Consider the following 15,609-nt stretch of genomic DNA (forward strand, 5'->3'; position numbering starts at 1 on the left):
CTACTCGGCGATGACGATCTTCACCTCGGGATCGGCCGCGTCGGTGGCCTCGGCCGGGGTGACGAACCAGTGCGAGACCTCGTTGTCGGCGAGATCGCCGGCGAGATCGTCCGACGGGAGCACCGACAGGGCGCCCGCGGTCGCGGCGGCCAGGAACTCGAGCATGGCGGCGCGGCCGGACCCGGCCGTGGTGTACGTGGTCGACTCGTAGTCGAGCGCGTACTCCTCGCGGACATGTTCGGCCTGCACCAATGCCTCGGTCTGGGTGATCGCGAGGACACCGTCGCCGGCCGGGACGACGAAGGCCGGATGGTCTTCGCCGAGCGGGCGGACCCGGTCCGCGTAGGACACCGGATGCGACGCCGCCGCGGCCAGTTCGGCCTGGACGTCGGCCGGCACCAGCCAGCGAATCGGGCTGTCCGGCACCGGGTCCGAGCCGATACCGAAGGTGGCGCCCGCCGCGACCAAGTCGGCCACGGCGAGATCGCCCGCGAACAACAGTGCCGCACCGGCCTTCTGCACCGCCCACGCCGCGACCACCGCGTCCAGCGAACGCGGCAACGCCACCGCGACGATATCGCCCGGTCCCGCGCCGCGATCGATGAGCACCCGCGCCAGTTGCGAGGAGCGTCGATCCAGGACGTGGTAGGCGATTTCGTCACCGTCGGCGAGCACCGCGGGCGCCTCCGGATCCTCTTCGACGACCTCGGCGAGCACCTTGGCGACCGTCTGCGCGCCGACCCTGGCCGCGGCGTCCGGGGTGGAAACCGTTGCCGTGATGCCGGATTCGGTGAGCAGGCGGGCCCGTTCGCCGGCATCGAGGATATCGATGTCGCCGACCAGCGCGTCCGGATCGCCGAGCAGCGCCTCCAGCACCCGGATCAGCCTGGCGGACAAGGTTTCCACCTCGTCCGCGGTGAACCGGCTGCCCAGGTACTTGAGCGTGAGCTCGATCGTCGCCTCGGCGGTCACCAGCAGGGTCAGCGGGTAGTGCGTGGCGTCGTTGACGCCGACGCCGGTGACCGACATGCCGTCGATGGAACTGGCGGCCGAAATGGCTTCCTTGTCCATCGGATACGACTCGAACACCAGCAGCGTGTCGAACAGCGCTCCGGTCCCCGCCACCCGCTGGATGTCGGTGAGGCCCACGTAGTGGTGCTCGAGCAGGTCGGCCTGATCGTGCTGCAACCGCTCGAGCAGCTTGCCGATGCTCTGGCGATCATCGATGCGCAGCCGCACCGGCAGCGTGTTGATGAACAGGCCGACCATCGATTCCACGCCGGGCAGCTCGGCCGGTCGGCCGGAGACGGTGGCGCCGAACACCACATCGCCACGGCCGGTGAGCCGCCCGAGCAGGATGCCCCATGCCGCCTGCACCAGCGTGTTCACCGTGACGCCCAATTCCGCGGCGTGCTTGGTGAGTTGGCGGGTGCGGTCGGCGTCGATCTCGGTGACCTGCTTGCCGATCTCGTACTGCTCGGTCGAGCGCGGTTGCGGCGCAAGCTGCGTCGGCTCGGTGACGCCGTCGAGCGCGTTCGCCCACGCCCGCAGCGACGCCTCGCGGTCGCGCCCGGCCAGCCAGCCGAGGAAGTTGCGGTAGGACGCCACCCGCGGCAGCGCGCTCTGCTCGCCGCGAACCGCGTACAGCACCAGCAGATCCCGCATGAGCAGCGGCATCGACCAGCCGTCGAGCAGGATGTGATGGGTGGTGATGGCCAGGTGCCACTGCGCTTCGCCGGAACGGAACAGGGTGAACCGCAGCAGCGGCGGCACCGCCATGTCGAAGTGCGTCGCCTGGTCGGCCGCCACCTGCCTGCGCAGTTCAGCGGTCCGCTGGTCGGCGGGCAGCTCGGTGAGATCCACTTCGCGCCACGGCGCTTCGATCCGATCGAGCACCACCTGCACGGCTTGTCCGTCGGAGTCGGTGACGAACGCGGTGCGCAGGTTGGGGTACCGGTCGACGATGCTCTGCGCGGCCGCGTGCAACCGCTCGACATCCAGTGCGCCGCCGAGGTCGACCACGGCCTGCATGGTGTAGACGTCGACCGTCGCCTGGGTCATCATCGCGTGGAACAGCAGCCCGGACTGCAGCGGCGAGAGCGGCCACACCTCGGCGAGCGCCGGGTACTTGCGTTCCCACTGCTCGATATCGGCCTGGCCGACCCGCACCAGCGACATGTCCGACGGCGTGAAACCGCCCGCGTCCGGCCGCTGCGCGTGCGTGGCCAGCGCGGTGAGCGCGGCGACCCAGAGGTCGGCGAACTCCTGCACCTGTGCACGGGTCAGCAGCCCGTTCGGGAAGGCGAAGGAGGCACCGAGTTCCGGGCCGTCCGCGCCGTCGGTGACGATCGCGTTGATATCGATCGTCGCGTTGGCGGGCATGTCCAGATCCATCTCGCCGTCGAGCTGACCGAGGTCGGCCACCGGGACCCAGCCGATTTCCGCGAGCTGCTCGGGGATCTCCCCGGCCGACATCCGGCCCAGGTAGTTGAAGCTGATCTGGCCCGCGCCGCCCAGTCGCTGTCCGGTGGCCGCGTTCAGGTACCGCAGCAAGCCGTAGCCGAGGCCCTTGTCGGGCACCGAAAGCAGCTGCTCCTTGACCGATTTCACGATCTCGCCCAGCGCGGCGCCGCCGTCGAAGGCGTCGGCGAGGTCGGCGCCGTTCACGTCGAGGCGGACCGGGTAGGCCGTGGTGAACCAGCCGACCGTGCGCGAAAGATCCGCGCCCGGAACGACTTCCTCTTCACGGCCGTGACCCTCGAGCTTGATCAGCGCCGAGTCCGCGTGCTGCCAGCGGGCGACCGCCATGGCCAGCGCGGAGAGCAGTCCGTCGTTCACACCGCCGCGGTAGAGGCCGGGGATCGCGGTGAGCACCGCGTCGGTGACCGCCGCGGGCAGCGTGACCTCGACCCGTTCCACGGTGGCGAAGGTGTCCACCCGCGGATCGAAGGCGCGCGTGCCCAGCAGCGGATCCGGCGTGTTCGTGACCTGCTGCCAGAACGGCAGTTCCGCGACCCGGGCAGGCGCCGCGGCCGCTTCGACCAGGCTGTGTGCCCAGCGCCGCATCGAGGTGCCGTTGGCGGGCAGCGCCACCTGCTGACCGGCGGCCAGCTGCGACCACGCGACCGCGAAGTCCGGGATCAGGATGCGCCAGGACACGCCGTCGACCACGAAGTGGTGCGCGACGATGAGCAGCACGTCGCGCCGCTCGCGGTGCCCGATGGCGGCGTCCACGGGTCCCTCCGTGGTGACGCGAGCTGCCTCCTGCGGGCCTGCCGCTCCCGCCGCGTCGAAAGCAAACCAGATGAACTGCGCCATCACCGCGTTCGCCGGATCGAGCCGCCCGAGCGCGGCATCGAACGCCGCACTGCCGACCCGCTTCAGCTCCGCGTCGTCGACGTCGGCCGCGAGGTCGACCCGATGCACCAGGGCGGAAATGTCGATCGCACCCTGCGGCAACGCCTCGAACGTCCAAGGATCGGCCTGGCCCGGCTCGTCAGCGGTGTTGCGGCGCAACCGCGTCCGTAGCACGTCGTGGTGATCGAAGACCGCCGCGATGGTACCGACCAGCGTCTCCCGATCGATGCCGTCGGGCAGGCGCAGCGCCATGGTCTGCGAGAAGCGGTCGTAAGCCGAACCGCCGCCGAGGATCTGGCTCATGATCGGCGTCAACGGAATCTCACCGACACCGCCGCCGGGCAGCTCCTCCAGCTTCACCTGCTCCGAACCCGCACCGAAGGTGGCGATTTCGGCCAGCGAGGCGACACTGCGCCGTTCGAACACGTCGCGCGGTGAGAACACCACACCCCGGGCCTTGGCCCGCGACACCAGCTGGATGGACAGGATGCTGTCGCCGCCGAGCGCGAAGAACGAGTCGTCCAAGCCGATCTGCTCGACGCCGAGCACCTCGGCGAAGACCTCGGCGATGACCGCCTCGATCTCGCTGGCGGGCGCCCGGAATTCGCGCGGCGCCAGCACCGGCTCCGGCAGGGCCTTGCGGTCGAGCTTGCCGACCGGGGTCAGCGGAATCTCGTCCAGCACCATGATCGCCGAGGGCACCATGTGCGGGGGCAGGCTGCGCCCGGCGTACTCACCGAGCGCGGCCGTGTCGATCTCCCGGCCCGGCACCGCGAGCACGTAGGACACCAGAATCGTGGCGCCCGCCGCGGTTTCGCGGCCCAGCGTGATCGCGAACTCGACGTCCGGATGACCGGCGAGCACGGTATCGATCTCGCCGAGCTCGATCCGGAAACCACGGATCTTCACCTGGAAGTCCGAGCGGCCCACGTAATCCAGTTCCCAGCGCACCTCGGGTACCGCGGCGTTGCCCGCCCGCTCGCCGGGTTCGGCGAACCAGCGCACGACGTCACCGGTGCGGTACATGCGGGCGCCCTCGTCGCTCCACGGGTTCGCGACGAAGCGCTCCGCGGTGAGGTCGGGCCGGTTGTGGTAGCCACGCGCCACCGCGCCACCGGCGAGGTACAGCTCGCCCGCGACACCCGGCGGCACCGGGTTGAGACGGTTGTCGAGGACCAGCGCCGACATACCGCGCACCGGCAGACCGATGGTGACGTGCCGCCCCGGCGTCAGCGACGCGTACGAGGAGATGATCGTCGTCTCGGTCGGACCGTAGGCGTTGAAGTACTTCCGGCCCGGGTACCACTTGGCCAGCAGCTCGGGGGTGGTGACATCGCCACCGACAGAGGCGACTTCGAGCGCTTCCATCCCCGCCGGATCCATCGTGCCCAGCACCGCCGGGGTGATGATCGTGTGCGTCACCCGCTCGGTGCGCAGCAACTCCGCCAGGTCCGGTCCGCCGATGATGGTCGACGGCACGATCACCAGGGTGGCGCCGGTGTATGCGGCACACAGCCATTCGAGCACCGACGGGTCGAAGCTCGGCGAGCAGATGTGCAGGAACCGGTGGTGCGCCTCGAGCTGGTACAGGTCGGTCGCGACACCGACCAGACCGCCCATACCGGCATGGGTCACGGTGACGCCCTTGGGCATACCCGTCGAACCCGAGGTGTAGATGACATACACCGGGTGCCGCATCGCCAGCGAGGCGATCCGATCGGCATCGGTCACCGACGCCGGGGACTGTGCCTCGATCGCCGCGCCCAGGGCGGGGTCGTCCAACCGCAGCCATTCGACATCGCGGGGCAGCCGGTCCACGTACTCGTCCGCGGTGATACCGATGACCGCACCCGAGTCGTTCACCATGTGCCGCATGCGATCTTCGGGGTAGGTCGGGTCGATCGGCACGTGCGCGCCACCGGCCTTGGCCACCGCCCAGAACGCCGCCACCATCTCGTAGGAACGCGGGAACGACAGCGCCACAATCCGTTCCGGACCGACACCGCGATCGATCAGCACCCGCGCCAGCCGCGACGAGTACTCGTCGAGCTCACGGTAGGTGATCGAGCGACCCTGGTAGCGGATGGCGATCTGCTCCGGGTTCAGTTGCGCGCCACGCTGCAGCAGGTCGGGCAGCAGCCCGGTGGCCATCACGTCTTCGCCGTGCACGTGGGTGAGCAGCTCGTACTCGGCCTCGTCCAGCAGCGGCAGGTCACCGATCGGGGTCTCCCGATCGGTCGCGATCGCGGTGAGCAGCCGGGTGAACCGCTGCGCGAACACCTCCACGGTCGCGTCGTCGAACAGGTCGCGGGCGAAGGAGAACTCCGCGTACATGCCCGCGGCGTCGGTGGCGGCGGCCTCCCGGATCGTCAGCGACAGATCGAATTTCGCCGTGTCCACGTCGAAATCGACTGCCGCGACCTGCAATCCGGGCAGCTCGAAGCTGGTCTCCGGCAGGTTCTCGAACGACAGCGCCACCTGGAACAGCGGATGCCGCGCGGTCGAACGCTCAGGGTTGAGCAACTCGACCAGCCGCTCGAACGGCAGGTCCGCGTGCGCGAATGCCTGCAGGTCCGCGTCCTTGGTGCGGGCGAGCAGGTCGCCGAAGGTCAGATCGCCTTCGACGTGCGAGCGCAGCACCAGCGTGTTGACGAACATGCCGATCACGTCGTCGAGTTCGGCCTCGCCGCGACCCGCGATCGGGGTGCCGATCGCGATGTCGTCGGTGCCCGACATCCGCGCCAGGAACAGCGCCAGCGCGGCGTGCACGACCATGAACATGGTCGCGTTGTGTTCGCGCGCGATCTCGGTGAGCTGACCGTGCAGCTCGCCGTCGATCGGGAACACCACCCGGCCACCCGCGAACGACTGGGTCGTCGGACGCGTCCGATCGGCAGGCAGGTTGAGCTCGTCCGGCAGGCCGGCCAGCGCCGCCCGCCAGTACTCGGCCTGCTGCGAGATCAGGCTCGTCGCATCGGTTTCCGCGCCGAGCACATCGCGCTGCCAGAGGCTGAAGTCCGCGTACTGCACCGGCAGCGGCGCCCAGCCCGGGGCCACCCCGGCCGAACGCGCCGCGTACGCGAGCATCACATCGCGGGTGAGCGGGCCCATCGACCAGCCGTCCGCGCTGATGTGATGCGCGACGAACACGAGCACGTACTCCGCGTCGGTGACCCGGAAGATCTTGGCCCGCAACGGCACCTCGGTGGTGACGTCGAACCCGGCGGTGATCACGTCGATGATCCGCTGCCGGATGTCTTCGGCGGCCACCGTTTCCGGCGTCAGGTCCGGCACCGCCTGCTCGGCGGGCAGGATCACCTGATGCGCGGCCCCACCCTGTTCGGGGTAGACCGTGCGCAACGTCTCGTGCCTGCCGATGACGTCGGCGACCGCCAGCTGCAACGCCTCGACGTCGAGCTCACCGGTGAGCCGCACCGCGACCGGGATGTTGTTGACCGCCGAGGCGGTGTCGAACTGGTTGAGGAACCACATGCGCTGCTGCGCCAGCGACAACGGGACCTGCTCCGGCCGCGGACCGGCGACCAGGGCCTTGCGGCCCCCGGCACCGGCGTGCTGTTCGACCTTGACCGCCAGACCGGCCACCGTGGACGCCTCGAACAACATCCGCACCGGCACCCTGGTGTCCAGCGCCGCACCGATGCGGGCCGCAACCTGAGTCGCCAGCAGCGAATTACCGCCGAGACCGAAGAAATCGTCGTCCGCGCCGACGCGTTCGGCACCGAGCACCTCGGCGAACACCGCGGCCACGATCTCCTCGATCGGGGTCGACGGCGCACGGAAGGCTTGCGCCTCGAACTCCGGCTCCGGCAACGCCTTGCGATCCAGCTTGCCGTTCACATTCAGCGGCAACCGATCGAGCACCACGAACGCCGACGGCACCATGTACGACGGCAAACCTTCGCTCAGCGCCGACTTCACCTGCGCCACATCGACTTCACCGTCCGCGGGCACCAGGTAGGCCACCAGGCGATCACCGGTCTTCGGATCGGACTTCGCGATCACCGCCGTCTGGGCGATCTCGGGCAGCGCGAGCAGCGCCGCTTCGATTTCCCCGAGTTCGATGCGGAAACCACGGATCTTCACCTGGAAGTCGGTGCGGCCCCGGTATTCCAGCTCACCGGAGCTGTTCCACGCCACCAGGTCACCGGTGCGATACATCCGCACACCGTGCTCGAACGGGTTGGCCACGAACCGATCCGCGGTCAGATCCGGGCGACCGAAGTAGCCCCGCGCCAACTGCGCACCGGCCAGATACAACTCCCCGGAAACACCGTCGGGCACCGGCTGCAACCGGGCGTCCAGCACGTACACCTTGCTGTTCCACTCCGGCGCACCGATCGACACCGAGGTCTGATCGTTGCGAGTGACCCGGTGGCTGGTGATCGACACCGCCGCCTCGGTCGGACCGTAGAGATTGAACAGCTCGGTGCGCGAGTGCTCGCGCACGAACCGCTGGGCCAGTGCACCCGGCAGCGCCTCGCCGATGGCGAGGACCCGCCACAGCGAGTTCGGGAAATCACCCGCGGTGAGCGCGTCGAGCATCGACGGCACCACGTGCAACGTCGTGACCCACTCCCGGGCCATCAACTCGTTCAGATACGCCGGGTCCTGATGACCGTCCGGCGAGGCGATGACCAGGCGGCCACCACACACCGCGGCCGACCAGAACTCCCACACCGAAAGGTCGAAGGTGGCAGCCGTCTTCAGCAGAATCGCATCCGCGGCATCGAGACCGAACTCGGTCACCTTCCACTGCAACTGATTCGCGATCGCCGCATGCGAAACCGCCACACCCTTCGGACGACCCGTCGAACCCGACGTAAAGATCACATACGCGGTGTTCTCCGGACGCAACGGCGCGATCCGCTCGGTATCGGCGACCGGGGCCTTGTCCAGCTCGGCGAGGTCGAGCTCGTCGATCCGCACCAAAGGCGCGATGTCCGTGTCGAACTCGGCGTCGGCGTTGGTCAGCACGCACACCGGCGCCGCCGTCTCGAGGATGTAGTTCGTCCGGTCGGCGGCATGATCCGGATCCACCGGCACATACGCACCACCGGACTTCGCCACCGCATACATCGCCACGATCAGATCCACCGAACGACGCAACGCCAGCGCAACCCGCGACTCCGGACCCACACCGACCGAAATCAAATACCGCGCAAGACGATTTACCCGCGCATCCAGCTCACCGTAGGTGATCGATGCACCGTCCTCGGTGACCAGCGCGACTTCCTTCGGCCCCGCCGCCACGGAGGCATCGAGCAGCGACACCAGCGTCGCCGCCGTATCGACCTCGTAGTCGGTCGCGTTGCGGCGCTCGAGGATCTGCGTCCGCTCCGCGTCGTCGAGCAACGCGATATCGCCGACGGCGGTACGCGGCGCGGCGATGATCTCACCGAGCAGTCGCGCGAAGCGATCGACGAAGCCCTGCACCGTGTTCCGGTCGAACATGTCGGTGGCATAGGTGAAGAACCCGGTGATGCCCTCGGGTTCACCCGCGTCGCCGTAGCGGTCGGTGGCGATCAGGTGCAGATCGAACTGCGACAGCGCGGTATCGATGTCGAGACCGGCCACGGTGAGACCCGGCAGTTCCAGCGCCGACTGCGCCAGATTCTGGAACGACAGGCCCACCTGGAACAGCGGATGCCGCGCGGTGGAGCGGACCGGGTTGAGCACCTCGACCAGCCGCTCGAACGGCACGTCGGCGTTGGCGAAGGCCTGGATATCGGTCTCCCGCTGCCGCGCCAGCAGTTCGGTGAACGGCTCGCCCGCATCGATCCGGCTGCGGAACACCAGCGTGTTGACGAACATGCCGATCAGGTCGTCGAGGGCGGCTTCGCCACGACCCGCCATCGGGGTGCCGATGGCGATGTCGTCGGTGCCCGAGAGCCTGGCCAGCAGCACCGCCAGCGCGGTGTGCACGACCATGAACAGCGTCGCACCCTCGGTACGGGCCAGCTCGATCAACGCCTGATGAGTCTCGGCGTCGACCCGCAACTCGACCTTGCCACCGGCGAAGGACTGCACCGCGGGGCGCGGCCGATCCGACGGCAGATCCAGCTGGTCCGGCAGCTCTGCCAGCGCGTCGCGCCAGTACGAGACCTGCTTGGCCGCCAGCGATTCCGCGTCGTCCTCGCTGCCGAGCAACTCACGCTGCCAGATGCTGTAGTCCGCGTACTGGACCTCGAGCGGCGCCCAGTTCGGCGCCTCCCCCGCGGAGCGCGCGGCATAGGCGATCATCAGGTCGCGGGTCAGCGGCCCGACCGACGAACCGTCACCGGAGATGTGGTGGATCACCATCGCCAAGACGTACTCGACCTCGGCGGCATCCACCGCCGATCCCGCGTTCTCCCCGGCGATCTGGAACAGCGCGACCTTCATCGGCACCTCGGTGGTGACGTCGAAGATCGTCGAAGTCAGTGCCACCACGGCGGATTCGATCTCCGCGGGCGACACCACCCGAACCTCGAGCCGCGGCACGGCCTGGGCCGGCGGCAGGATCACCTGCACCGGACCGCCGTCGGTCTGCGGGTAGATAGTGCGCAGGATCTCGTGCCTGCTCACCAGATCCGCGATAGCCGCACGCAGCGCGGCCACATCCAGCGCACCGGTGAGCCGCACCGCGATCGGCACGTTGTAGGCCGCCGACTCGGTGTCGAACCGGTTCAGGAACCACATGCGCTGCTGCGCGAGCGAGAGCGGAATATGTTCCGGCCGTGCACCGGCGGTAAGCGCCTTACGCCCACCGGCGTCCGCGTGCTGCTCGACCCGCACCGCGAGCGCCGCAACGGTCGAGGCCTCGAACAGCAGCCGCACCGGCACCCGGGTGTTCAACGCCTCACCGAGACGCGCGGCGACCTGCGTGGCCAGCAGCGAGTTACCGCCCCAGGCGAAGAAGTCGTCGTCGAGGCCGAGGCGCTTGGATTCTGCCTCTTCCCGATCCGAGATCCGCAGCACGTCCGCGAAGGTGTTCGCGACGATCTGCTCGATCGGCGTGACCGGTGCGCGGAAGACCGCCTTCTCGAAGGTGGGCTCCGGCAACGCCTTCCGGTCGAGCTTGCCGTTCGCGTTCAACGGCAGCGCGGCGAGCTCGATGAGCACCGACGGCACCATGTACGACGGCAGTTCCGCGGCCAGCGCCGACTGCAGTTGCCGCTTGTCGAGCTGACCCGCCCGCGGCACCACATAGGCGACCAGGCGGTCACCGATGCTCGGATCGGTGTGCGCGAGCACGGCGGCGGCCGTGATGGTGGGCTGGCGCAGCAGCGCGGCCTCGATCTCGCCGAGCTCGATGCGGAAGCCGCGGATCTTCACCTGGAAGTCGGTGCGGCCCCGATAGTCCAGCTCACCGGAACTGTTCCAGGCGACCAGGTCACCGGTGCGGTACATGCGCGCACCCGGCGCACCGAACGGGTCGGCGACGAACCGGTCAGCGGTCAGGTCCGGCTTGCCGAAGTAACCGCGCGCCAATTGCGCACCGGCCAGGTACAACTCGCCGGAGACCCCCGCCGGCACCGGCCGCAGCCTGGCGTCCAGCACGTAGATCCGGCTGTTCCATTCCGGCGCACCGATGGACACCGCGAGCTGATCGGCGTCGGTGACCAGGTGGCTGGTGATGGACACCGCGGCCTCGGTCGGGCCGTACAAGTTATACAGCGGCACGGAGTGCCCCGTTGGGGGGTGGCGGTCGGGCGACGGGTGGGCCAGCGGCACGGAGTGCCCGGTCTCGGGGCGATCGCCAGGCGACTGCTGAGCAAGCTGTGCCGGGTTGTCGCGGCGGAACCGCTGCGCCGTGGTCGCGGGCAGCGCCTCACCGATGGCGAGCACCCGGCGCAGCGAATGCGTCAGGCGGCCACCGGATTCGGTGAGCAGCGCGTCCAGCATCGACGGCACCACGTGCAGGGTGGTGACCATCGTGGACCGCATCAGCTCGTTCAGGTAGGCCGGATCACGGTGGCCGTCGGCCGCCGAGATCACCAGGCGGCCACCGCACACCGCGGCGGTCCAGAACTCCCAGACCGAGAGGTCGAAGGTGGCCGCGGTCTTCAGCAGGATCGCGTCGTCCGCGCCGAGGCCGAAGGTCGCGGTCTCCCACTGCAACTGGTTGACGATCGCCGCGTGCGGCACGGCGACACCCTTGGGCTGACCGGTCGAGCCGGAGGTGAAGATCACGTACGCGGTGTTGGCAGGAGCCAGCACGCCGCGCCGTTCGGCGGCGGTCACCGGATCGGCCGCGAACGCCGTCAGGTCGAGCACGTCGAGCTGCACGATATCGGCCGCGGCAGTACGGAACCCGTCCCGGCCGGTGGTCAGCACGCAGACCGGTGCCGCGGTACCGAGGATGTAGTCGGTCCGCTCGGCGGGCTGGTCCGGATCGATCGGCACATACGCCGCACCGGCTTTCGCGACCGCGTACATCGCGACCACGAGATCGGTGGAGCGGCGGATGGCCAGCGCGACCCGGTCCTCCGGGCCGACGCCACGCTGGATCAGGTAGCGCGCCAGGCGGTTCACCCGTGCGTCGAGGGCGGCGTAGGTGAGCTCCTGCTGACCGGTCGGATCGTCGGCGACGATCGCGACCGCCTTCGGGGTGGCCGCGACCGTGGCGTCGAGCAGCGAGACCAGCGTCGCGTCCGGATCGACCGCGTGCGCGGTGTCGTTCCAGTCGGTGAGGATGCGGGTGCTCTCCTCGGCCGCCAGCAGGTCGATCTCGCCGACCGGCACGGTGGCGTCGGCGACGACCGCGTCGAGCACCCGGACGAACCGGTCGGCGAAGCCCTGCACCGTCGCCTCGTCGAACAGGTCGATGGCGTAACCGAATTCGGTCACGATCTCGGCCGGCGTGCCGTCCTCGGCGTACCGGTCGTACAGCGTGACGTGCAGGTCGGTCTTGGCCAGCTGCGAGTCGAAGTTGACCGCACTCACCGACAGTCCCGGCAGTTCGAACGTGGTCTCGGCCAGGTTCTGGAACGAAAGACCCACCTGGAACAGCGGGTTGCGCGCGGTGGAGCGCACCGGGTTGAGCACCTCGACCAGTCGCTCGAACGGCACGTCCGCGTTCGCGAACGCCTCGAGGTCGCGTTCCTTGACATCGGCGAGCAGGTCGGCGAAGCGATCGCCCGGCGCCACCTTGGTACGGAACACCAGGGTGTTGACGAACATGCCGATCAGGTCGTCGAGTTCGCGTTCGCCACGACCCGCGATCGGGGTGCCGACCGCGATGTCGTCGGTGCCGGACAGGCGCGACAGCAGCACCGCCAGCGCCGCGTGCACCACCATGAACAGCGATGCGTTGTTGGCCCGCGCCAGCTCGTGCAGACGGGCGTGCCGCTGCGGGGAGATCTCGAAGCGAATCGCCTTGCCCTGGAACGACTGCGCGGGCGGGCGCGGCCGGTCGGCGGGCAGTTCCAGCTGATCGGGCAGTGCGGCCAGCGCGGTCTTCCAGTAGGCGACCTGCTGTGCGGCCAGCGATTCCGGGTCCTCCTCGGACCCGAGCACCGCGCGCTGCCACAGCGCGTAGTCGGCGTACTGCACCGGCAGCGGCAGCCACTGCGGCACCTCGCCCTGTACCCGGGCCACATAGGCGGCCATCACGTCGCGCGCCAGCGGGCCCATCGACGAGCCGTCGGCGGCCACGTGGTGCACGGTGAAGGCGAGCACGTGCTCGTCCGGGCTGATCCGGAACAGCGCCACCGCGAGCGGCACCTCGACGGTGACGTCGAAGGTGGTCAACGCGAAACCGATAACGGCGCCGAGCAGTTCGGACTCGGTGACCTCGACCGGGGTGAGCGCGGCCGGGGACGACGCCACCGGCCCGATCACCTGGTGCGGACCGTCGGCCGAGCGCGGGTAGGTGGTGCGCAGCACTTCGTGCCGCGCGAACACGTCGCCGATCGCCTGCTCCAGCGCGGCCACGTCGAGCGTGCCCGAGAGCCGCACGGCCAGCGGAATGTTGTCCACCGCCGAAGTGGCCGTGTCGAACTGGTTGAGGAACCAGTAGCGCTGCTGGGCCGGCGAGAGCGGGATGCGCGCGGGGCGCTCCCCGGTCTCCAGTTTCGGCCGTTGCCTGCCCGAGCCCGCGTTGCGTTCCACCCGGGCCGCCAGCGCGACCACGGTCGAGGCCTCGAACAGATCCCGCACGGCCAGTTGGGTGTCCAGCGCGGCACCCAGCCGCGCGGTCACCTGGGTGGCCAGCAGCGAGTTGCCGCCGAGGGCGAAGAAGTCGTCGTCCAGGCCGACCCGGGCGACACCGAGCACGTCGCCGAAGGTGCCCGCGACGATCTCCTCGATCGGCGTCGACGGGGCGCGGAACACCTTGGCCTCGAACACCGGCGCGGGCAGCGCCTTGCGGTCGAGCTTGCCGGAGGCGTTGAGCGGGAACGCGTCGAGCACCACGAAGGCCGAGGGCACCATGTACGCGGGCAGCTCACTCGCGAGTTCGCTGCGCACGCCCTCGATATCGATGACCTGACCCGCGGTCGGCACCACATAGCCGACCAGCTGGTCGCCGAGGCGATCGTCGGACCGCACCAGCACCACCGCCTGCGCGACGGATTCCAGTGCGGTGAGCGCCGATTCGATTTCGCCGAGCTCGATCCGCAGACCACGCAGCTTCACCTGGAAGTCGGTGCGGCCCAAGTACTCCAGCTCACCCCGCGGCGTCCAGGTGACCAGGTCGCCGGTGCGGTACATGCGCTCGCCGTCGGTACCGAACGGGTTGGCCACGAAGCGGTCCGCGGTCAGTTCCGGCCGGGCGACGTAGCCGCGCGCCAATTGCGCACCGGCCAGGTACAACTCGCCCGCGACGCCGACCGGCACCGGGTGCAGTCGCGAATCCAGCACGTACACCTGGGTGTTGAACACCGGCGCACCGATCGGCACGGACACGGTGTCGGCCTCGGTCACCTCGTGGAAGGTGACGTCGACCGCGGCCTCGGTCGGGCCGTACAGGTTGTGCAGCCGAGCGCCGGTCAGTTCCTGCATCCGCTGCGCGGTGGCCGCGGGCAGGGCCTCGCCGGAGGCGAAAACATGGACCAGGCTGGTGCATTCGTCGGCCCGCTGTTCGGCGACGAACACCGCGAGCATGGACGGCACGAAGTGCGCCGTGGTGACAGCCTCGGCGGTGATCACCTCGACCAGGTAGCCGGGGTCGCGGTGCCCGTCGGGCTTGGCGACCACCAGGCGCGCGCCGATCTGCAAGGGCCAGAAGAACTCCCACACCGACACGTCGAAGGTGGCGGGCGTCTTCTGCAGCACCACGTCGGTGCTGCGCAGACCGTATTCGGCCTGCATCCAGACCAGGCGGTTGACGATCGCGGCATGGTTCACCGCGACACCCTTGGGGCGGCCGGTGGAACCGGAGGTGAAGATCACGTACGCGGTATTCGACGGCCGCAGCGGCGCGACGCGATCCGCGTCGGTGACCGGGGCGTCCGAGTAGTCGGTCAGCGTGACCTGATCGAGTTCGATGGTGCGGGTGGTCCCCGCGTCGAAACCGTCCCGAGCGGTGGTCACTACGCACACGGGCTGTGCGGTGTCGAGCACGTAGCGGGTGCGATCGGCCGGATGATCCGGATCCAGCGGCACGTACGCACCGCCCGCGACGCTCACCGCGTACATGCCGACGACCAGATCGATCGACCGGCGCATGCCGAGCGCCACCAGCGCATCCGGGCCCACACCGAGCGAAATCAGATGACGGGCAAGGCGATTCACCCGCGCGGCGAACTCGCCGTAGGACAGAGTCGTCCCCTCGAAGGTGAGCGCGGCGGCGTCGGGCGTGCGGGCGACCTGCGCCTCGAACATCGACACCAGGGTCGCCGTCTGGTCCACCGGATGCGTGGTGTCGTTCCAGCGCGCCACGACCTGTGCGTGCTCGGCCGAATCCAGCAGCTCGATATCGCCGATGGCGACGGCCGGATCCGCGACCACGGCCGTCAGCAGCCGGACCAGCCGGTCCGCGACGCTCGCGATCGTGCCAGCGTCGAACATGTCGGTCGCATAGGCGAATTCACCGATCATGCCGTCCGCGGCGCCCTCGGCGTCGATCCGGTCGGTGAGGCTGAGGTGCAGATCGAACTTGGCGGTCACCACGTCGAGCGGCACGCCCGCGACCTCGAGGCCGGGCAGTTCGAACGAGGCCTCACCGGTGTTCTGGAAGGACAACATCACCTGGAACAGCGGGTGCCGCGCCTGCGAGCGCGCCGGATTCAGGATCTCGACCAGCCGCTC

Annotated in this window: 1 protein-coding gene (cut by a window edge); it reads right to left on the reverse strand. The window is 69.3% G+C overall.

What is annotated here, in order from left to right; genetic code table 11:
- Positions 1-15,609 carry the final stretch of a non-ribosomal peptide synthase/polyketide synthase gene (locus NVU01S_RS40340; protein ID WP_043672785.1) on the reverse strand. 28,242 nt of this gene lie beyond the right edge of the window, so only the last 15,609 of its 43,851 coding nucleotides appear in the window; its start codon lies beyond the right edge, outside the window; the stop codon is at positions 1-3.

It is taken from the genome of Nocardia vulneris (genome assembly GCF_001613425.1).
Lineage (GTDB): Bacteria > Actinomycetota > Actinomycetes > Mycobacteriales > Mycobacteriaceae > Nocardia > Nocardia vulneris.